Raw genomic sequence first — 19,638 nt, forward strand, 5'->3', positions numbered from 1 at the left:
GCTCATGCGCGCCCCAGCATCTGCTGCCACATCCCCGGGAAGTCAGGCAGCGTCTTGCTCGTCGTCTCGATGTCGGCGACCACCACTCCGGGTGTCACCAGGCCGACGATGGCTCCGGCGGTGGCCATCCGGTGGTCGGCGTAGGACTCCCAGGTCCCCCCGCGTAACGGGGAACCGGCGGTGCCGGTGATGCGTAGTCCGTCGCCGGTTTCGGCGCATGTCCCACCCAGGCGGGTGATCTCCGTGGTGAGCGCGGCGAGCCGGTCGGTCTCGTGGCCGCGGAGATGGGCGATCCCGGACAGTACCGACTCCCCGTCGGCGAGCGCGCACAGCGCGGCGATGGTGGGGGTGAGCTCGCCGATGTCCCGGAGGTCGAGGTCGACGGCCTTGAGTACCGCGGGTCCGCGCACCGACAGCGTGCCGTCGAGATGCTCGACGGCGCAACCCATCGCGGCGAGGACGTCCGCGATCCGTGCACCGGGCTGGGTGGTCACGGCGGGCCAGTACGGCACCCGCACGGTACCGCCGGTGACGGCTGCCGCGGCGAGGAACGCGGCCGCGTTCGACAGGTCGGGCTCGACCGTCCAGTCGACGGCCGCGATCGGCCCGGGAGCAACGCGCCAGACATTCGGTTCGGAGGTGTCGACGACGACGCCGGCCGTCGCCAGCATCTCCACGGTCATGTCGATGTGCGGGGTCGACGGGACGGCCGCGCCGACGTGCCGGACGACGACGCCGGCCTCGAACCGGGCCGCCGACAACAGGAGCCCCGACACGAATTGCGATGACCCGGATGCGTCGATGGTGACCTCGCCGCCGGGCACGGTGCCGGTGGCGTCGATGGTGAACGGCAATCGATCGCCGTCGACGGCGACACCCAGCCCGCGCAACGCGTCGAGGATGGTGGTCTGCGGCCGTTTGCGCGCGTGGGGATCGCCGTCGAAGATCACGCGCCCGGTGGCCAGGGCCGCGGCCGGCGGCAGGAACCGCATCACGGTCCCGGCGAGGCCGCAGTCGATCGCGGCACCCCGCAGGGGTCCGGGCACGATCGAGACCGTGGTCTCGCTCGCGGGGTCGATGCGGATCTCGGCGCCCAGGGCCTCGAGCGCGGCGAGCATCAGGTTCGTGTCGCGGCTCCGGAGGGTTCCACGGACGGTCGACGGCCCCTCGGCGAGGGCGGCGAGGACGAGAGCGCGGTTGGTGATCGACTTGGAACCCGGCAACTCCACGGTTGCATCCAGGCCGCCTCCGGCGGTTGCATCCAGGCCGCCTTTGGTGATCGTCGGCGCGTTCCAGGAACTCATGGCGTCCAGTCTGTCATGGGGTGCTCACGTTCCCCGGCGCCGATGGGCCGTCCACGGCGGTGGGTTCCCGATCTATCGCGTGTCCTTGCGCAGCGGGTGATCGGCGGGGATCTGGACGACGATCAGGGTCCGGCCGTCGGGATCGGTCGCGTGCATCTCGATGAGACCCCACGGCTCGGTGTGCGGTTCGCGGGTCACGGGAACGCCGCGGTCGCGGAACTCGTCGGCGACGGCCTCGGCATCCCGGACCTGAAGCCAGAGAACCGAATCGCTGGACGGGGCCGGCTCGTCGGTCTTCATGTGCGACGAGATCTCGATGAGCCCGTTGCCGGCGAAGAACACGACACCACCCGGATACTCGCGGTGGATCGGCAGCCCGAGCCGGTCGCGGTAGAACGACTGCAGGCGTTCGGGATCGGCCGAGAGCAGGAGCACCCGGCTGGCCACGACCTCCATCTACTGCCCCTCGGTGGTGCCGGCGGAGCCGCCCAGGGCGTGTCCGCGGTTGAGGTCGCTCCCGTGGCTCGCGGCCTCGTACGCGGCCCGTTCGCGGGCCAGCCGTTCCGTCTCGCCGATGGGCGTCGAATCGCCGAACGCGAACGCGGAATCGTGCGGCCACTCGTGCGGGAGGTCGGGGTCGACGATGCGCCCGTCGTCGTCGATCGGCTCGGGATCAGAACTGGGGGACATGGGTTCCACGATAGGCCGAACCGGGCGCGGTGCGCGGGATTCGGGAGCGGCCCGACCGTTGCGCGATCGTGCGGTCGTCGCAGTACAACCGCAAGATCAGCGGCCTAGCGTTGTCGTGGTCGGGCTACCGCACGATCACCGGGAGGGAATATGACCAGCATCGAGCACCGGACCGAGCACCGAGACTTCGCCGAACCCGACGAGGTACGCACCTTCGGGCACGGGCAGGTGGAGCTACTCACCGTTGGGACGTCGGACATCGGCCGGCTGACCCTGGAGCCCGGCTGGCGATGGTCGGTCGACGTCAAACCGATCGCCGGTACCGAACTGTGTGAGGCACCGCATTTCCAGTATCACGTCTCCGGGGTCCTGCACATCGTGATGGCCGACGGCACCGAGTTCGACGCCGGGCCGGGATCGATCACGTCCCTGCCGTCCGGCCACGACGCCTGGGTGGTCGGCGACGAACCCGTGGTGCTCGTGGACTTCTACGGCGCCAGCAACTACGCCAAACAGCAGACCGGGTGACGACCGACCACGGTCCGAACCGAGCCCGTCACGAACCGCGCCGCGAGAACCCGCCCGAGGTGTAGCCGTCCCAGGTGTCGAAGAGCCGCAACACCTTCGGGTCACCGAGGCACTTGATGTGATCGGCCAGGTCCTTGGGCGTGGCCGGATTGGTGACGATGAACGGGTGCAGCGACGAGTCGTGGTCGGCCAGGTAGCGAAGCGTGTCGGGCGGGGTGTCGGGGTCGGCGGCCGCCAACGCGTCACGCGGGTCGAAGGCGGCGGCGCGCACGCCGTCGGCGCCGGAGAGGTCGGTTGATCCGTCGGGTGCACCGACCACCGCGATGTCGCCGGTGTTGTGGTAGTCGACCGGATCGGCGGAGACGCTGCGCGTGTTGAGCAGGAGGTTCAACACGATCGCGGTGAGCGCACCCGCGGAGATCCCCGAATGGAAGATGGTCTGGAACCAGTCGGGGAACTGGGCGTAGAGATCCAGGACCACGTTGACCGGCGCCTCGCCGAGTTCGCGGTCGGTGTAGTAGATCTTGGCCTCGGTCAGCATGGCGACACCGACCGAGATCGCGACGACCAGGATGTTCGTGTTGTTCAGCTTCGCCTTCGCGAGCGTCCGGATGCCGCTGGCCGCGACCATGCCGAACAGGGCGACGCCGGCGCCGCCGAGTACCGGCAGCGGTATGCGCTCGACGACGGCGGCCATCTTGGGCAGCAGGCCGAGGACCACCAGGATCACGCCGGCGCAGGTCGCGACGTGGCGGGTCTTGACCCCGGTGATCGCGACGAGGCCGACGTTCTGCGCGAAGGCCGTGTAAGGGAACGTGTTGAACACGCCGCCGAGTGCGGTGCCCAGGCCGTCGGCGCGCATTCCGTCGGCCAGCTTGCGCGGGGTGATCTTCTTGTCGACGATCTCGCCGACGGCGACGATGTCGCCGGTGGTCTCGGTCATGATCACGACGCCCACGATGATCATCGAGATGATGGCGCTGACCTCGAAGGTGGGTGCGCCGAACTGGAACGGCTGCGGGATGCCGACCCACGGGTACTCGCCGACCTGATCCCAGTGCGTCATGCCGAACGGGATCGCGATCAGGGTGCCGACCGCCAGGCCGAGCAGGATCGACACCCGGCGGATCGCCGCGGGGGCGAATCGTTCGATGCCGATGATGACGGCCAGGGTGAGGAATCCGAAGGCGATGTTCTTCGGGTCGCCGAAGTCGGGCCCCGCGGCGGTGCCGCCGCCGAACCAGCCGGCCGCCACCCGCATCAGCGACACCCCGATGATGAGGATGATCGTCCCCGTGACCAGCGGCGGGAAGAAGCGGATCAGTCTCCCGACGATCGGTGCGACGGCGATCATGAACAACCCGCACGCGATGACCGACCCGTAGATGGCGGTGATGCCGTACGAGGTCCCGATGGTGATCATCGGGCCGACCGCGGCGAAGGTGACGCCCTGCATCAGCGGGAGTCGGACCCCGAACCGCCAGAACCCCACGGCTTGCAAGATCGTCGCGATGCCCGCCACGAACAGGTCCGCCATGATCAGGTGGACGATGTCACCCTGCTCGAGTTGGCCGGCGCCGACCATCGCGCCGCCGACGATGAGGGGTACCGCGACGGCCCCGGCGTACATGGCCAGGACGTGCTGGAGGCCGAGCGGGAACAGCTTGATGAACGGCGGGATCTCGTCCACCGGATGTGCGGCGGACCTTCCGTTCTTGACGACATCGAGAACCGACATGGTCGTCAGTTCTACGGTTCGCACGTTTCCGCGAAGGCGCGAGCGTGTATCCGCGACGTTTCCGCCAAGATATATCCGTGATGGCCACCGCCTCCCGCCGTAGCGCGGGAATCCTGCTCTATCGCCGGACGACGTCGGCCGACGGTGCCGCTGCCGTCGAAGTTCTCCTCGTGTTCCCCGGGGGTCCGATCTGGGCGCGTAAACCGGACGCGGGGTCGTGGTCGGTGCCCAAGGGGCTCGTCGAACCGGGCGAGGACGAGTGGGCCGCCGCGCGACGTGAGTACGCCGAGGAGATCGGGAGCCCGGTGCCCGACGCCCCGCCGATCGAACTCGGCGAGGTCAGATTGAAGAGCGGTAAGCGGGTCATCGGGTTCGCCGTGGAAGGCGACCTCGACGTCGTGTCGGTCGTCAGCAACACGTTCGAGCTGATGTGGCCGCCGCGGTCGGGACGGATGCAGGCGTTCCCCGAGATCGACCGCGCCGAATGGTGTTCCGTCGATCTCGCGCGGACCCGGCTCAACCCCGCTCAGGTTCCGTTCGTCGACCGTCTGCTCGAGGCGCTGGGGTCCGCGGACCCGGCGTCACCGAGGAGGTAGGTGCGCGTCAGGTCTCGCCACAGCGGGAGATGCGGGTCGGTCAGCGGGTCGCGCCGGTCGATGAGGTAGGTGGTCGCCGCACCGCGCATGCTCGTCAGGAGCAGCGGGTAGAGGGCGGCGTAGCGCGGCGACGCGGTCAACTCGGGACCGAGGAACCCGGCGACCGCGCGCCGGACGGTCTGGCCGATCTCGCGTTCGGTGGGGAGCAGGGCCGTCCGCAGATTGGCATTGGTCCGTGCCGCGACCCACAACTCCATCGACGCGACGAAGTACGGCTGGTGGAACGTCGACCAGCCGACATCGGTGGCCAGCGCGATGCGCTCGACCGGATCGGCCGGCCACTCGACGTGGCTGGGCAGTTCGGCGATGCGGGTGCGGGCGAGGTGTCCGACGGCCGCCATCAGCAGGACGTCCCGCGACGGGTAGTGGTGCAACAGCCGGCCCCGGCTCACGCCCGCCTCGTTCTGGATGGCGACCGTGCTCGCGGCGGCGTATCCGCGATCGACGAGGACTCGGATCGCGGCATCGAGGATGCGGGTCTGCGTGACCCCGCTGCGTTGCTGCCGCGCGCGCGGGGCGCCGGGAGAGGTGGTCACACGAGGATCGTAGTTCGGCGCGGCGCGGATGACCCGCGGCCTCACACGTCGAGGATGTGCGGGAGGCCCGCGCGGTAGCGATCGCGGTCGATCTGCTTGAGCGGCTCGAGCATCGGCAGTTCCCAGAGCGGGAAGACGGTCGCCGCGCGGGCGGGGCTGTCGGCCGCGGCGATGATCGCGTTGGTCACCCGGCGGCCGGATTCGTTGGCGCCCTCCATCGTCGCGAGATCGATGTTGCTCCGGACATGGTCGCCGCCGATGAACAGATTCGGAATCGACGTGTAGGCGTTCGGCCGGTTCTTGTACGAGCCGGCGGTGTTGACCATGAGCGGTGTGGCGTTGGCGATGGACGGCGACCAGGTGATCCCGGGGTCGAGGGACCAGGTGACGATCTCCTCCGAACGCAGGAGCTTCCGGGCCCCCGAGTTCATCGCTCGGCTCATCTGGGCCCACACTTCCCGCGCGATCTCTTGCCGGGTGCACTGTTTGGCGGGTTTGCCGTAGAGGATGCCTGGCTTCTCCCACTCCGAGATGTCAATGGACAGACAATCTTTCACCCGCCCGTCGCCGTAGGTGCGCGCGAAGTCGACGTTCCAGGGGCGGGCCTGGAACAGGCCGGTCAGAGCCCAGGGGGTACCCAGCGCGGCGATGTGGCTCGGCGGCATGTCGGCGCGCCGGGACAGGAAGTACTGGATGCCGACCATCCAGTCGTCCTTGAGAGCGTGGATACCGGCCAGCGACGGGTCGGCCGTGACCAACTCGGGCGACAACAACGGACGGAGGCGATCGATGGGCATGGCGGCGACATACCAATCGGCATCGACCGGAGCGCCGGAGGTGAGTTGCGCTCCACTGATCCGGCCGCGCGCCAGATTCAGTCGCGCCAGGCCGGTCCCCATCTCGAAGCGGACGCCGCGACCGCGGAGGTGGGCCACCCACGGGTCGATCCACGCATGATTGGTGGGGCGGTTGAGGATTCGGTCGACGCCGCCGTGCACGAGCCCGGCGTCGTATCCGCTGATCAATCCGGTCGCCGACGTGGCCAGTGCCAGTCCGATCTGGCCGATGGTCCGTGCCGAGGCGGTGTCGGGTTTCGCGGCGACAAGCGCTCGCGTGAGGGCGCCCACGAGATATCGCTGATACGCCCGTGACTTGCCCTTGGACTTCACGAACTGCATCCAGGACTGATTCTCCCACTGGCCGATTCGACGTTCGGTGCAACTGGTCGCGATGATCAGCTCGCGGGTGACGAAGAACGCGAGTTCGGGAGGCGGCACATCGACGACGAACTTGAGTCCGGTCATGAACGCGTTGCGCAGGTTGTCCAGCGTCACGATCTCGTTCGCGTGCTGGACGAAACCCATGATCGATGCCGGAGCGGTGGTCGGGGCATACCCGGCGTCGTCGAAGGCGATGACCGCCGACTCGACGTCGATGAGGTGACGGTCACGAACGTTGCTGTTGCCGACGGGGATTCGCTCCATGGTGTCCGGCACGTGCTGGTAGCAACCCGGGAAGAACCGGAAACCGTGCTCGCCGGGGAGTGCGAGGCGACCACCCCGTGCGGTGCCGGGGACGTCGTGGCTGTAGGCCTTGCCGCCGAGGCGCGACGGCTCGTAGACCGTGACCCCGAAGCCGCGCTCGACGAGTTCGTGCGCGGCGGACAAGCCGGCCATCCCGCCGCCGAAGATCGCGACGTCGCGGCCGCGGCCGGCGCCGGAGCGGGGCACCGCCCGCGCCGAGGGGACCGTGACGCCCGGTAGGGCCACTGCGGTACCGGCCAGGACTGCGGCGGCAGCCGATCCGCGCAGCATGGACCGGCGCGGAAAGCTGTTCGGCGAGTTGCTGTTCGAAGTGGAAGTGGCGTCCGACATCCCCATGACCCCTTTGTCGACGACTGTCCGCGGCGATGGAGAACAGTCAGCGTTGACTAATCTGCTGTGATGTCTACCACAGCGTCAAAGTGGGTCGGACGGTTTTGGCGAATCGTCTCACGGGGTGCTCCGACGCGCCCCGCGGTTGCCTACGACGGTTCGCGGCCGGTGAGGGTGCGTTGGCGAAAGTACTCGTGCAAACCGTCGAAAACGCATCCGAGACCGACAGCGTGTGTTCGTCGTCGCCGATGAGGGAGAGGCCGCGCAACACGACATCGAGGCCCGGCGCTTCCGGAGCGTCGTAGCGGTCGTCTTCGATGTCGGCTTCGTGGATGATCTCTGCGATCGCCCACAAGACCGGGTCGCCCACCTCACGACGGCCTCGCCGGTTCGGTCTCGAGGAGTCGGTCGGCCAGTGTGCGAAGTGCTTGTCGGGCGGTCTCGCGCGACTCTGTCGGAAAGTGGTCCCGTCGGGTGATCTCACGGAACCTGCGACGTAGGACGCCGAGCTGTTTCGCGGGGTCGGCATGGTCGTCCGCCTGCTGCGCCTCGTCGACTATGTCCGCGTACTCGGCTTCGCGGGCCGACTGGAGTTCGGCGCGGATGCGTTCGAACTCGGCCGGGTTGGTGGGCGCGGCCGACCCGACCTCGTGGTTGCATCTGCTGGGAGCCGCACGACCGCGGCGACGTGGGCACGTTGGTGCGTGGTGGAAGGGGTGCGAGTGGTGATGTCGGAGAGATCCGGTCGACCCGGGAGTTCGGATGCGTCGAGACGTGCGGACGGTCCGCCGGAGACCGAAGGGACGGCGGCCGTCGAGTCGGGTGACCACGTCGACCCGACCGCGGGGGTCTCGCTGCGGACCGCGACCCGCGCGTGGTTCCTGATCTCGCTGCAGACCTTCGGGGGTCCCGCGGGTCAGATAGCGGTGATGCAGCGGGCACTGGTCGACGACCGGCGCTGGATCGGCCAGCGCCGGTTTCTCCACGCCCTCAACTACTGCATGCTGCTGCCCGGGCCCGAAGCCCAGCAATTGGCCATCTACGTGGGTTGGCTGCTCAACGGAACCGCCGGTGGGCTGATCGCGGGCATCCTGTTCGTCCTGCCCGGGGTGATCGCGATACTCGGGTTGTCGGCGATCTACGTCGCCTTCGGCGCGACGACCATCGTGGCGGCCCTGTTCGCCGGCATCGGCCCCGCGGTGCTCGCCATCGTCGCCCAGGCGGTCACGCGGGTGAGCAAACGGGCGCTCACCGGGCCGGTGCAGATCGCGATCGCGGTCGCTGCGTTCATCGCCCTGGCGGTCTTCGCTGTCCCGTTCCCGATAGTCATCGCTGTGGCCGGCGTCCTGGGCTGGCTGACCGGCCGCCGTGTCGTCGCCGCCCAGAAGGAGGTCGCCGACGACGGGCCCGCGCCGATCATCGCCGACGACGCGATCCACACGGCATCCCCGAGCTGGCGTCGCGCCGGGTTGGTGCTCGGTGTCGGTGCGCTGGCCTGGATCATCCCGATGGGCATCGTCGTGGCGACCACGGGGACGGGCAGTGTGTTCACCCAGCAGGGCACGTTCTTCACGTGGACCGCCCTCATCACCTTCGGCGGCGCCTACGCCGTCCTGGCCTACATCGCCCAGCAGGCGGTCGAGGTCTACGGCTGGGTCACGCCGGGTGAGATGGTGCGTGGACTCGGACTCGCCGAGACGACCCCCGGCCCTCTCATCATGGTCGTCCAGTTCGTCGCGTTCCTCGGCGCCTATCGCGATCCGGGCGGTCTCGACCCCTGGGTCGCGGCGACCATCGGCGCACTCCTGACCACCTGGGTCACGTTCGTGCCGAGTTTCGTGTTCATCTTCCTCGGCGCGCCGTTCATCGAGAAGCTCCGCAACAACCGGCATCTGACGTCCGCGCTGAACGGCGTCACCGCCGCGGTGGTCGGCGTGATCGCCAATCTCGCACTGTATTTCGCACTGCACACGCTGTTCCGGGACACCACGGTCGTCACCGCCGGGCCGTTGCACCTCGCGGTCCCGCATCTCGACACCCTGCGTCCGTTGGCCGTGGTGATCACCGTGATCGCCTTCGTCCTGATCTATCCGCTCAAGCAGTCGGTGCTCCGGACCCTCGGCATCTGCGCGGTGCTCGGCCTGCTCGCCGCCGCGGTCGGCCTGCCCCTGACCTGAACGACCCTGACCTGAACGACCCTGACCTGAACGGGTGTCGTCAGGGCACGAGGAACGGGCGGATCCAGTCGGGCGAGACATCACGGGCGACGCCGGCCGCGGTCTCCTCGTCGACGTCGACGAGAGGGTAGTGCTCGGCGCCCGCTGCGGTGGCGAGGATGAGTGTGGTGACGCCCGCCCGGCGCTGGAAGAGCGACGTACGGCTGGCCCAGCCGATCACACCGTCCCGGTCGACGACGACGCGTTGCCGCGCGACGCTCGGCGGTGCGATAACCACCGAGCGAGAGGTCAGTCGATGCCCGAGGTGCCGGGCGCGGACGACACCGAGCGCGGTCGAGCCGAGAACGGCGACGACCCCCACCGCCAGCCATGGCGCCGGCAGGGCGCGCGTGAGTACCGCGACGCCGATGGCGACGAACACGACTGCGCCGGAGGAGAATCCGCGGTTGATTCGACGCCGCCCGGCGGTGACGCCGTGTCCGACGAGCGGCGTGGTGAGCTCGGTGCGTTCGTCGGTGACCAGACCGGCGACGCGCATCGCCTCGTCGATCGGTGCCGGTGGCAGCAGTAGCGGGTGCTTGGTGCTGCCGGTGGCGATCGCCTGCAGGCGAGCGCCTTTGAGTGGGCGCATGAGGACCGGCTCGGTGAGGTGACTGCCGCGGATGCGCCGTTCGTCGAAGCTGATCGCGTTGGTGGTCAGCAGTCCGCGTTCGGTGCGCAGGGTCCCGTCGGGGGAGCGGAGGAGCCGGAAGTTCCAGTAGTTCAGGACGTACCCCAGGACGGACAGGATTCCGCCGACGACGATCACGAGCAGACAGGCACCCAGCACGACGAGTCCGATCGCGGTCTCGCGGATGGAGTCGACGGCGTCGCGCGCGAATCCGATCCCCTCCGCGAAAACCCCGGCGTCGTTGGCGATCTGCACGGCGAGGCCGGCGGCGCCCGCGGCCAGTGCGAGCCCGGCGACGGAGAAGGGGGAGTAGCGCAGCCACGAGGTCTGGAACCGTGCCAGGACCGTGGGGTCCTCGGCCGCCACCGGGGCGGTCGGGTCGTCGGGGTCGGTGCCGGCGGGCGCCGACGGTCCCCGCAGGGTGCGCGTGGCCATCAGATTGTCGTGCAGCGCCCGCGCCTTGTCGACGGTGAGTGCGGTGAGGACGACCGCCGACGACTCGTCGTCCCCTCCGGTGCCGATCTTGACCTTCTGCAGTTTCAGCACGCGGTGAACCGGGGACGCGGTGAGGTCGACGCTGCGGATGCGGTCCCGGCGCGCGGTCGCGACCTTGCGTGTGACGAGCCCGCTGCGCACCCGGACGTGCTCATCGGTGACCTGGTAGCGCGTGGTCAGCCAGGGCACCACCGTCACGAACGGCACGATGACCGCGGTGGCGATCAGGGTGAACAGCGGCGCGCCCGAGCCGGCGAAGACCAGCGCGATCACGACCGGGATCAGTGAGGGCAGGAGCTCGACGGGTTTGACGGCCATCATCCACGGCGACAACCGGTGCCAGTCCTCCGGCCCGTCGACGGCGAACGGCTCAGGTCGCGTCATCGGTGAAAGCCTGTGTGCGGATGGTCAGATCGGCGGCGGTCGTCCGTGCGACCTCCGCGTCGAGACCGGCGATGTGGATCGTCCCGGCCGACGACGCCGTGGTCACGGTGAGGGTCGCCAGCCCGAGGAACTGTTCGATCGGCCCGGCCTCGGTGTCGACCACCTGGATCCGGGCGATCGGGATGATCACGCGGTGCCGGACGAACCAGCCCGATTGCGAGTACACCGCGTCGTCACTGACCTCCCAGCGGTGAAAGCGGTAGCGCCACTGCGGAACAACCGCGACCCAGGCGACGGTCACGACGACCACCGCGACCGCGGCGAGCACCGCGATCCATCGCGTCTGGTCGACGACGACGGCCACCACGACGGCGGCGACCACGCCCAGGACCCCGAGGACGAGCGGGCCGATGCGCCACAGGGTCTTGGCGCGTGGATCGACACTGTTGACCGGGTCACGCAGGGTCGGGTGCACCGGCACGGTCGGATCAGATGAGGGCTCCATTGCCGCCAGTCTAGGGGTGGATTCCCCGATGCTAGGTGACGGTGATGCCGCCGTCGACGGGCAGCGTCTGGCCGGTGACGTATCCGGCTGCGGCCGAGGACAACCAGATCGCGGTGGCGGCGAGTTCCTCGCCGTGTCCGGTCCGGCCGAGGAGTACCCGGGGCATCTGGGAGTCGAGATATCCCGGTTGGTAGGTGTCGGTCATCTCGCTCTCGAAGAATCCGGGGGCGATGGCGTTGACGCGAATGCCCTTGCGCGCGCCCCATTGCTGGGCCAGGTCGCGGGTGAGGCCGATGACGCCGGCCTTGCTCGCGGCGTACGCCGCCTGCGGCAGCCCGGCGGTGGTGATGCCGAGGATCGACGAGATGTTGATGATCGAGCTACCCGGTTGCATCACCCGCCCGCAGGCCTGGGCCATCCAGTAGGAGCCGTTCAGGTTGACGTCGATGACGCCGCGGAACTGTTCGGGGGTCTCGCGGGTCGCCGGGTACGCGGTCCCGACGCCGGCGTTGTTGATGAGCACGTCGACCTTGCCGAAGGTCTCCATCGCGGCGTCGACGACCCGCTGACACTGCTCGGGGTCGGCGACATCGGCGGGGACCACCAGCGCCTTGCGGCCGAGTTCCTCGACGGCGGCAGCGGTGTCGGCGAGCTTCTCCGCCCGGCGCGCGGCGAGTACGACATCCGCGCCCGCCTCGGCGAAACCGCGGGCGAACGAGACCCCCAGCCCGGACGAGGCACCGGTCACGATGACCACCTTGCCGGTGGTGTCGAACAGATTCATCACGGACATCGTTGTCTCCCTTGAGTACTCAGCACGGTGACCGACGCGGGGCGCCGGTCGAGTCGGAATCGGCGTCAGAACCAGGACGGTTCGACGTCGAGGGTGGTGCGGTCGAGTGCGGTCAGCAGATCGAGCTGTGGGCCGGTCTTGGGTAGTTCATACCGGAAGAAATACTGTGCCGCAGCGCGTTTGCCGTCGTAGAAGTCACCGGTCCGGCCGTCGGCGGCGAGGAGTTGTTCGAGCCAGATCCAGGCGATCACGATGTGGCCGGCCGTCTCCAGGTAGATCGTGGCGTTGGCCAGCGACAGCTTCGGGTCGCCCGCCGACCAGATGTGCGCGGTCACCTTCACCAGCCGGTCCACCACCGCGTGCAGCGTGTCGGCAAGGGTGTCGAGTCCGTCGACAGTCCGTGCGCGGGCGACGGTGGCCTCGATCGTCTCGGCCAGCGCGGCGAGACCGGCCCCGCCCTGCATGATCACCTTGCGCCCGAGCAGGTCCAGGCCGTGGATGCCGTGGGCGCCTTCGTGGATCGGGTTGAGCCGGTTGTCCCGGTAGTACTGCTCGACGTCGAATTCGCGGGTGTAACCGTATCCGCCGTGGACCTGGATCGCGAGGCTGTTCGCCTCGAGACACCACTGGGAGGGCCAGCTCTTCGCGATCGGGGTGAGTACCTCGAGCAACAGGTTCAGCCGGTCGCGTTCGGCGGGGTCGGCCGTGGTGGCCGCCTCGTCGACTAGGGTGCTGCAGTACAACCCGAACGCGAGAGCGCCTTCGACGTAGGACTTCTGGGCGAGCAGCATCCGACGCACGTCGGCGTGTTCGATGATCGGGACCGGTTTGGTCGACGGATCCTTGTGGTCGACGGGTCGGCCCTGCGTACGCACCTTCGCGTAGTCGAGTGAGGCCCGGTACCCGGCGTAACCCAGTGCGGTGGCGAGGAATCCGACGCCGATGCGCGCTTCGTTCATCATGTGGAACATGTAGGACAGGCCGCGGTGTTCGTCGCCGACGAGGTAGCCGACAGCGCCGGGAGCGGAGCGAGCGGGTCGATCGTCCACAGCGCCGGGAGCGGAGCGAGCGGGCTGATCGTCCACAGCGCCGGGAGCGGAGCGAGCGGGCTGATCGTCCACAGCGCCGGGAGCCGTCTGGGTGGAGTCGGCGGGGAAGGTGCCGTCGCCGAAGTTGAGCAGGGTGTTGGTGGTGGCGCGGTTGCCCATCTTGTGGTTGAGGCCGACGAGCGCGACGTCGTTGCGTGTTCCGTCGGCGAGGTATTTGGGCACGATGAACAGCGAGATGCCCTTGACGCCGGGGCCGCCGCCGGGGATCTTCGCCAGGACGAGATGGACGATGTTCTCGGTGAGTTCGTGGTCTCCGCCCGAGATCCACATCTTGGTGCCGGTGATGCGGTAGGTGCCGTCGCCGGCGGGTTCGGCCTTGGTGGTGATGTCGGCCAGCGACGAGCCGGCCTGTGGCTCGGACAGGCACATCGTGCCGGAGAAGCGGCCTTCGACGAGGGGACGGACCCAGGTGTCGCGTTGCTCGGGGGTGGCGTACTCGGCCAGCAGGTTCGCGTTGCCGACGGTGAGGAAGTTGTACGACGACATCGCGGCGTTGGCGGCCTGGAACCACACGGCGGAGGCCTGGCGGATGACGGTGGGCAGTTGCATGCCGCCGAGTTCGTCGTCGAAGGAGGCCGAGATGAGACCGGCCTTGCGGTACTCGGTGAGGCCGGCGACGATCTCGTCGGGCAGGACGACCTTGCCGTCGTCACCGATGTAGGGCTCGTTGGCGTCGCCGATCTTGTTGGCGGGTGCGAAGCACTTCATCGCGATGTCGGCGCTGAGTTCGAGCACGGCGTCGAAGGTCTCCCGCGAGTGTGCCGAGAAGCGTTCCCGCGAGGTCAGCGCCTCTACATCGAGCCATTCGTAGAGCAGGAACTCGAGGTCCCGCCGGGACATGGGTGTGGTCATCGCACTTCCTCGTCGGTCAGGTGGGCGGACGCTGGTACGCGGATGTCCGTCGCCCGTCCATCATGCCCCGGCATCAGGGCCTGCCCCGACCCGGGTTTCGCCAGTGGGTTGTCCCGAGCGGCGACACGGCCGGCGTGGTCAGACGTCGATACCGAATTCCTTGATCTTGCGATAGATCGTCGCGCGCGAGATGCCCAGCGCGTGGGCGGCGGCGAGTTTGTTGTGGCCGTTCTCCTCGAGACTGCGCACGATGGCGTCGCGTTCGAGGGCCTCGATGCGGGTGAGGGTGTGACGGCTCTGCGCCCGATACGTCGGGGGCAGTTGCGTGACGGTGATCGTCCCGGAACGGTGGTGGGTGACCACGTCGCGAAGGGCCTGACGCAGTTCGGCGACGTTGCCCGGCCAGGTGTATTTGCTGAGCTGGCGCATCGCGTCCGGCGCCACCGGCAGTTCCTTGCCGCGGGTGAGCTGGCGCAGGATCGCGGGCACCAGGACCTGTAGATCTTCGATGCGGTGCCGGAGGGGTGGCACCTCGACGGTGTGGGAGAAGAACGGAAGCAGCGTCGCGCCGAGCGCTGGCAGTGTGTCGACGGTGCTCAGGGTGATGCCGAGCCAGCCCGCGTGTTCGCGACCCTGCAGCACGTCGGCGACGTCGAACAACATGTCGTCGTCGAACTCGTCGATGTCGCGCAGGATGATCGCGAAGTCGTCGCGTTCGATCTCGGCGGTGAAGGTGTCGAGGGTGTCGGCGTCGGAGAAGTCCTCGGCGGAGAAGACGCGGATGGTGCCGCGGCGGTACTGGCCGGCGGCCGCACGCAACACCGCGGCCCGGCCGCTCCCGCGTTCGCCCGATACCGCGATCCATCGGCCCGCGCCGACATGTTGGGCGATGCGATGACAACACTCCCGCCACGACGAACTGCGGCCGACGATGCCGGGCAGCGTCGCCGCGGCCGTCGGACGGCGTCGCGGTTCCGGAGCCGGACCGGGATCCATCAGGTGTACGTGGAAGACCGCGATGCCGGCGTCGGTGTCGGAGAACTCGACGACCGGCGCGAGTCGGACCGCGCGTCCGCTGGGCAGGGTGTTGACCCGGCGGGTCGACGAATTGTCCAGGGTCTGGTCCACGGCGTGCTCGAGCATCGACACCTGGTCTTGCGGATCGATGCTCTGGCGCAGTCGCCGGTTCATCAGCACGACGTCGGCGGCCAGCGCCAGGACCATCATCTGCGGCGCACGGCGGCAGGTGGCGAGATACGCTGCGAGCAGCCGGGATTCGCGCTCGCTGGCGTTCGTCAGCATCTGCTGCTCGATCTGGACGGTGGCCGACTTGGCCAGGGAGAGCAGCAGTGAACCCCCCTCCTCCACCCATCCGGTGAGATCGAGTGCGCCGACGATGCCGCCGGAGAAGGGGTTTCGGATCGGGACACCGGCACAGCTGAGCTGAGCGAGGCAGCCGGCGTAGTGCTCGGCGCCGGTGACGAGTGTGGCCTGCCGGGTCTCGAGTGCGGTGCCGATCCCGTTGGTGCCGGCGTGTTCTTCGCTGTAGCTGTACCCGGGAGCCAGGGAGACGGCATCGAGTTGGCCGAGGAGTTCCCGGCTGCCGGTGGCGCGCGACAGGACCACGCCGTCGGGGGAGGTGAGGATGATGCTCACCGGTTCCGCCGAGAGGTCGACGGCGAGCTGGTCGAGCACCGGACGGGCCGCGCTCATCAACGGGCTGTCCGTGTTCGGTTCGCGGACGAAGGGGAGTTCGAGTCGGTCCGCCTGCACCTTGAACGACCGCGACCGTCTCCACGAGGTGGAGATCGCGTCGCGGACGGTGCCGCCGAAACGGTCGTCGGCTACGCCGTCGTCGCTGAGGAAACGTTCGCGCGCCCGCGCGACGTAAGCGATCGAATTCCGGGCCTGGGCTGAGGGCTGATGATTCACCGGGGTAGACAACTCCCTACTGTGATGTACGTCTCACATCATCAGCAGTGTACAGAACAACGGGCTGGTGGCGGGGGTGGGTCGAGCCGGACGAAACGGACCGTGCTGACCCGCCGGGATCCGCCTGTCGGGACGGCTCGGCGGTGGGCCGGCCGCGATCGACGCCGAGAACGAATTCCGATCGCGACCGGCCCCCGTCACCGTCGTGCGGTGACGTCCCCGCCGGGGTCGATGGCCACCGGCCGGTGTGGGCCGGCCGGTGGCGGCCTGATGAAGGCCGGCCTAGTAGATGTTGGAGGGTCGGACCATGCCCTCGGCGAGGTCGCCGAAGCCGGGCGCCTCGATGGCGCCCGGGTGGGTGAGGACCTCTTCGACCACAGCCGTCTCGGTGGTGATCAGCAGGGCGGCGATGGACGCGGCACTCTCCAGTGCCGCCTTGGTGACCTTCGCCGGGTCGATGACACCTTCGTCGAACATGTCGCCGTAGCCACCGGTCATCGCGTTGAAACCGTGCCCCAGCGGCAGGCCGCTCACGACCCGGACCACCTCGTCGCCGTCGAACCCGGCGTTGGTGGCGATCCAGAAGAGCGGCTCGGCCATCGATCGACGCACGACGTCGATGCCGACGCCCTCGTCACCGGACACCTCGGCGAGCGACTCGAGCGCCCGATGTGCCTGCGCAAGAGCCGTTCCGCCGCCGGAGACGATGCCGTCCTCGACCGCCGCGCGTGTCGCTGCCAGCGCGTCCTCGACGCGGAGCATGCGCTCCTTGAGTTCGACGCTGGTGACCCCGCCGACCCGGATCACGGCCACCCGGCCGGTCAGCCGCGCGATCCGCAGTTCGAGGCTGTCGCGGTCGGCGTCGATGCGGGCGCGGGCATGCTGGGCCTCGAGTTGCGCCACCCGCGCGTCGACGAGACCCTGGTCGCCACGCGCGCCGACGATCGTCGTCGCATCTTCGGTGATGGTCACCCGGTCGCACTTGCCGAGCTGCTCGACGGAGACCTCCGACAGTTCCAGCCCGGTGTCCTTCGCGATCACCTGACCGCCCAGGGCGACGGCGAGATCCTCGAGTTCGGCCACCCGCCGATGTCCGAAGCCCGGGGCCCGGACCACCACCGACTGCATCGTCTTGTGCATGTTGCCGCCGACGAGGAGCTGCAGGGCCGGGCCGTCGACGTCCTCGGCGAGGACCAACAGGGGTCGATCGGCACGCTTGGCCGCCTCGATGCTGGGCATGATCTCCTGAACGGTGGTGATCTTCTTGTTCGTCAGCAGGACCACCGGGTTCTCGAGAACCGCTTCCATGCGTTCGTGATTGGTCACCATGTAGCCGGAGATGTACCCGTGGTCGAACTCGATGCCGTCCACCACGTCCACGCCCAGCCCGAGCGTGTCGCTCTCCTCGGTGGTGATGACACCGTTACGACCCACGTACTCGACGGCCGCCGCGATCGCCGAGCCGATCACCTCGTCGTCGCTGGCGGCCAGCGTGGCGATCCGCTCGAGGTCGCTGCGCCCGCCGAGTGCGACGGACTGCTCGGACAGCGACTCGATCACGGTGGCGATGGCACGCTCGATGCCTCGACGCACCCGCATCGGGTTGGCGCCCTGTTCGACCGCCCGTAGACCTTCACGGACCATTGCTTGCGCCAGCACGGTCGCCGTGGTGGTGCCGTCGCCGACCACCCCGTTGGTCTTCATCGCCACTTCTTTGACGAGCTGGGCGCCCATGTTGGCGAACGGGTCGCGCAACTGGATCTCGCGGGCGATGGTCACCCCGTCGTTCGTGATGGTCGGAGGGCCGGTGAGCTTCTCCAGGACCGCGTTGCGTCCCTTCGGTCCCAGCGTCACCTTGACCGCGTCGGCGAGTGCGTTGACCCCTCGCTCGAGCCGCAGCCGCGCTTCGGCGTTGTAGCGCAACTCCTTGGCCATGGTCGTCCTGCCTTTCGTTCGGTGTTCTCGGCTGTGTACTGCGGTAAATCTGTTGTGCTGCTCGCCCTTTGCTCGCACCTCGACGGCGCGGCCCACCCCTGCCCCCTGAGGAGCGCCCGGAGCTTGCGGAGGGCGGCCAACCCCCTGCTCCCTGAGGAGCGCCCGGAGCTTGCGGAGGGCGCGTCACGAAGGGTCTTCGCAACTCGTCTCGCCAAGACCCTTCGTGACGCTCGCAAGCTCGCTCCTCAGGGAGCGGGGGTTGGCTCGCAAGCTCGCTCCTCAGGGAGCAGGGGGGTCGCCGTCCTTACTCCCTGAGGAGCGCAAGCGGGCTGCCTTCTCTGCTCCCTGAGGTGCGAGGAGCGCAAGCGGGCTGCCTTCTCTGCTCCCTGAGGTGCGAGGAGCGCAAGCGACGAGCCTCGAAGGGTCGGCGACCTCAGGGCACGAGGATCGCCCGCCCGCGGACCCGGCCGGCGTCGAGGTCGTCGAGCGCCTGCTGGAAGTCGTCGAGGGCGTAGGTGCTGGTGTGCAGCTTCACCTTTCCCCGCGCGGCGAGGTCCATCAGTTCCCCGAGGTCGTTGTACGACCCGACGAGGTTGCCGATGTAGTTGATCTCCGTGGAGATCACGTCGATGGTCGGCACGTTGATGTTCTCCCCGTATCCGACGACGAAGAAGCTGCCCGCGCGCCGCAGCATCGCGGTACCCTCGGCGGTGGCCCCGCCCTCGCCGACGAAGTCGAGCACTGCCTCGGCGCCGTGCCCACCGGTCAGCTCGAGAACCTTCTCGACATGTGAACCGTCGGCGACGATCCCGATGTCGGCCCCGATCTGCTGGGCGAGTTCGACGGCGTCCGGATTACGGTCCACCACGATGAGCCGGACCGCCGAGATGGCCGCGAGAACCTGAATCCCGATGTGCCCCAGTCCTCCGGCGCCGATCACCACGCAGGTGTCCCCGGGACGCGTCATGCGCGCGACCTTGGCGGCGGCGTGATACGCGGTGAGTCCCGCGTCGGCGAGTGCGGCGACGTCGGCGGGTTCCAGGGAATCGTCGATCCGCACGACGCTGCGGGCGGTGGTTTTCAGGAATTCGGCATATCCGCCGTTGGTGTCGATGCCCGGGAACTGGCTGTTCTCGCAGTGGACGTCGTCGCCGAACCGGCACGCCCGGCAGAGACCGCAAGTGATGAGCGGATGCAGGATCACCTTGTCGCCGACGGCCACGTTCGTGACCGCGTCCCCGACCGCGTCGACCCAACCCGCGTTCTCGTGGCCGATCGTGTACGGCAGCGCCACACCGGATTTCTCCTCCCACTGGCCCTCGAGGATGTGCAGGTCGGTGCGGCACACGCCGGCGCCCCCGATCTTCACGATGACGTCGAAGGGACCGGTCACCTCCGGTGCGGGAATCTCGTTGAGTTGCAACTTGTCGTGGTAACCCACGACCTGGACTGCGCGCATG

At 68.7% G+C, this 19,638-nt stretch carries 17 protein-coding genes; 3 read left to right on the forward strand and 14 right to left on the reverse strand.

Annotated elements, in window-relative coordinates; all coding sequences use genetic code 11:
• Positions 1-2: 2 nt before the first annotated feature.
• From aroA to KB201_RS03840, 3 genes are all read right to left on the reverse strand, one after another.
• Positions 3-1,304 (reverse strand): 3-phosphoshikimate 1-carboxyvinyltransferase, encoded by a 1,302-nt coding sequence (aroA, locus tag KB201_RS03830; protein WP_211538390.1) that lies wholly within the window; start codon positions 1,302-1,304, stop codon positions 3-5.
• Between the two features lie 72 nt (positions 1,305-1,376).
• The gene (locus tag KB201_RS03835) at positions 1,377-1,760 is read right to left on the reverse strand and encodes a VOC family protein (protein WP_211538391.1); all 384 of its coding nucleotides are present in this window, start codon (positions 1,758-1,760) and stop codon (positions 1,377-1,379) included.
• Positions 1,761-1,994: a hypothetical protein gene (locus KB201_RS03840; RefSeq protein WP_211538392.1), complete on the reverse strand. Its 234-nt coding sequence runs from the start codon at positions 1,992-1,994 to the stop codon at positions 1,761-1,763.
• Positions 1,995-2,144: 150 nt separating this feature from the next.
• On the opposite strand from KB201_RS03840, the gene KB201_RS03845 reads away from it, so the two are divergent.
• Positions 2,145-2,522, forward strand: a complete 378-nt coding sequence (locus tag KB201_RS03845; RefSeq protein ID WP_078113335.1) for a cupin domain-containing protein — start codon at positions 2,145-2,147, stop codon at positions 2,520-2,522.
• A 28-nt stretch (positions 2,523-2,550) separates the two neighbouring features.
• On the opposite strand, the gene KB201_RS03850 is transcribed toward KB201_RS03845, so the two are convergent.
• A complete protein-coding gene (locus KB201_RS03850; protein ID WP_211538394.1) occupies positions 2,551-4,260 on the reverse strand; it encodes a nucleobase:cation symporter-2 family protein in 1,710 nt (569 codons plus the stop codon).
• An 80-nt stretch (positions 4,261-4,340) separates the two neighbouring features.
• On the opposite strand from KB201_RS03850, the gene KB201_RS03855 reads away from it, so the two are divergent.
• Complete coding sequence (locus KB201_RS03855; RefSeq protein ID WP_065631856.1) at positions 4,341-4,856, forward strand: NUDIX domain-containing protein; 516 nt, start codon at positions 4,341-4,343, stop codon at positions 4,854-4,856.
• Here KB201_RS03855 and KB201_RS03860 read toward each other — a convergent pair.
• The 3 genes from KB201_RS03860 to KB201_RS24750 all read right to left on the reverse strand — a co-directional run bounded on the left by KB201_RS03860 (position 4,787) and on the right by KB201_RS24750 (position 7,855).
• Entirely contained in the window at positions 4,787-5,452 is a 666-nt protein-coding gene (locus tag KB201_RS03860) for a TetR/AcrR family transcriptional regulator (RefSeq protein ID WP_211538395.1), read from the reverse strand. The two genes, KB201_RS03855 and KB201_RS03860, sit on opposite strands and share 70 nt — an antisense overlap.
• Before the next feature lie 41 nt (positions 5,453-5,493).
• Complete coding sequence (locus tag KB201_RS03865) at positions 5,494-7,326, reverse strand: FAD-dependent oxidoreductase (RefSeq protein ID WP_139363037.1); 1,833 nt, start codon at positions 7,324-7,326, stop codon at positions 5,494-5,496.
• 73 nt (positions 7,327-7,399) lie between these two features.
• Entirely contained in the window at positions 7,400-7,855 is a 456-nt protein-coding gene (locus tag KB201_RS24750) for a chromate resistance protein ChrB domain-containing protein (RefSeq protein WP_247449881.1), read from the reverse strand.
• 193 nt (positions 7,856-8,048) lie between these two features.
• On the opposite strand from KB201_RS24750, the gene chrA reads away from it, so the two are divergent.
• On the forward strand, positions 8,049-9,503 hold the full coding sequence (chrA, locus tag KB201_RS03875; RefSeq protein ID WP_078113385.1) for a chromate efflux transporter: 1,455 nt from the start codon (positions 8,049-8,051) through the stop codon (positions 9,501-9,503).
• A 40-nt stretch (positions 9,504-9,543) separates the two neighbouring features.
• Here the strand turns inward: chrA and KB201_RS03880 are convergent, their stop codons facing one another.
• The 7 genes from KB201_RS03880 to KB201_RS03910 form a co-directional block, all read right to left on the reverse strand.
• Positions 9,544-11,052: a PH domain-containing protein gene (locus tag KB201_RS03880; protein ID WP_211538398.1), complete on the reverse strand. Its 1,509-nt coding sequence runs from the start codon at positions 11,050-11,052 to the stop codon at positions 9,544-9,546.
• Entirely contained in the window at positions 11,039-11,557 is a 519-nt protein-coding gene (locus KB201_RS03885) for a PH domain-containing protein (protein ID WP_211538402.1), read from the reverse strand. The genes KB201_RS03880 and KB201_RS03885 overlap by 14 nt, the downstream gene beginning before the upstream one ends.
• A gap of 31 nt (positions 11,558-11,588) precedes the next feature.
• Entirely contained in the window at positions 11,589-12,350 is a 762-nt protein-coding gene (locus tag KB201_RS03890) for an SDR family NAD(P)-dependent oxidoreductase (RefSeq protein WP_058251922.1), read from the reverse strand.
• Positions 12,351-12,415: 65 nt separating this feature from the next.
• Positions 12,416-14,311, reverse strand: coding sequence for an acyl-CoA dehydrogenase (locus tag KB201_RS03895; RefSeq protein WP_211538403.1), 1,896 nt, complete (start codon positions 14,309-14,311; stop codon positions 12,416-12,418).
• Between the two features lie 138 nt (positions 14,312-14,449).
• Positions 14,450-16,255 (reverse strand): helix-turn-helix domain-containing protein, encoded by a 1,806-nt coding sequence (locus KB201_RS03900; protein WP_078113339.1) that lies wholly within the window; start codon positions 16,253-16,255, stop codon positions 14,450-14,452.
• A gap of 270 nt (positions 16,256-16,525) precedes the next feature.
• Entirely contained in the window at positions 16,526-18,178 is a 1,653-nt protein-coding gene (gene groL / locus KB201_RS03905) for a chaperonin GroEL (protein ID WP_078113340.1), read from the reverse strand.
• Between the two features lie 433 nt (positions 18,179-18,611).
• Positions 18,612-19,637, reverse strand: a complete 1,026-nt coding sequence (locus tag KB201_RS03910; RefSeq protein WP_078113341.1) for an NAD(P)-dependent alcohol dehydrogenase — start codon at positions 19,635-19,637, stop codon at positions 18,612-18,614.
• Position 19,638: the final 1 nt, after the last annotated feature.

This window comes from Gordonia sp. SCSIO 19800 (assembly GCF_018132775.1).
GTDB lineage: Bacteria > Actinomycetota > Actinomycetes > Mycobacteriales > Mycobacteriaceae > Gordonia > Gordonia hongkongensis.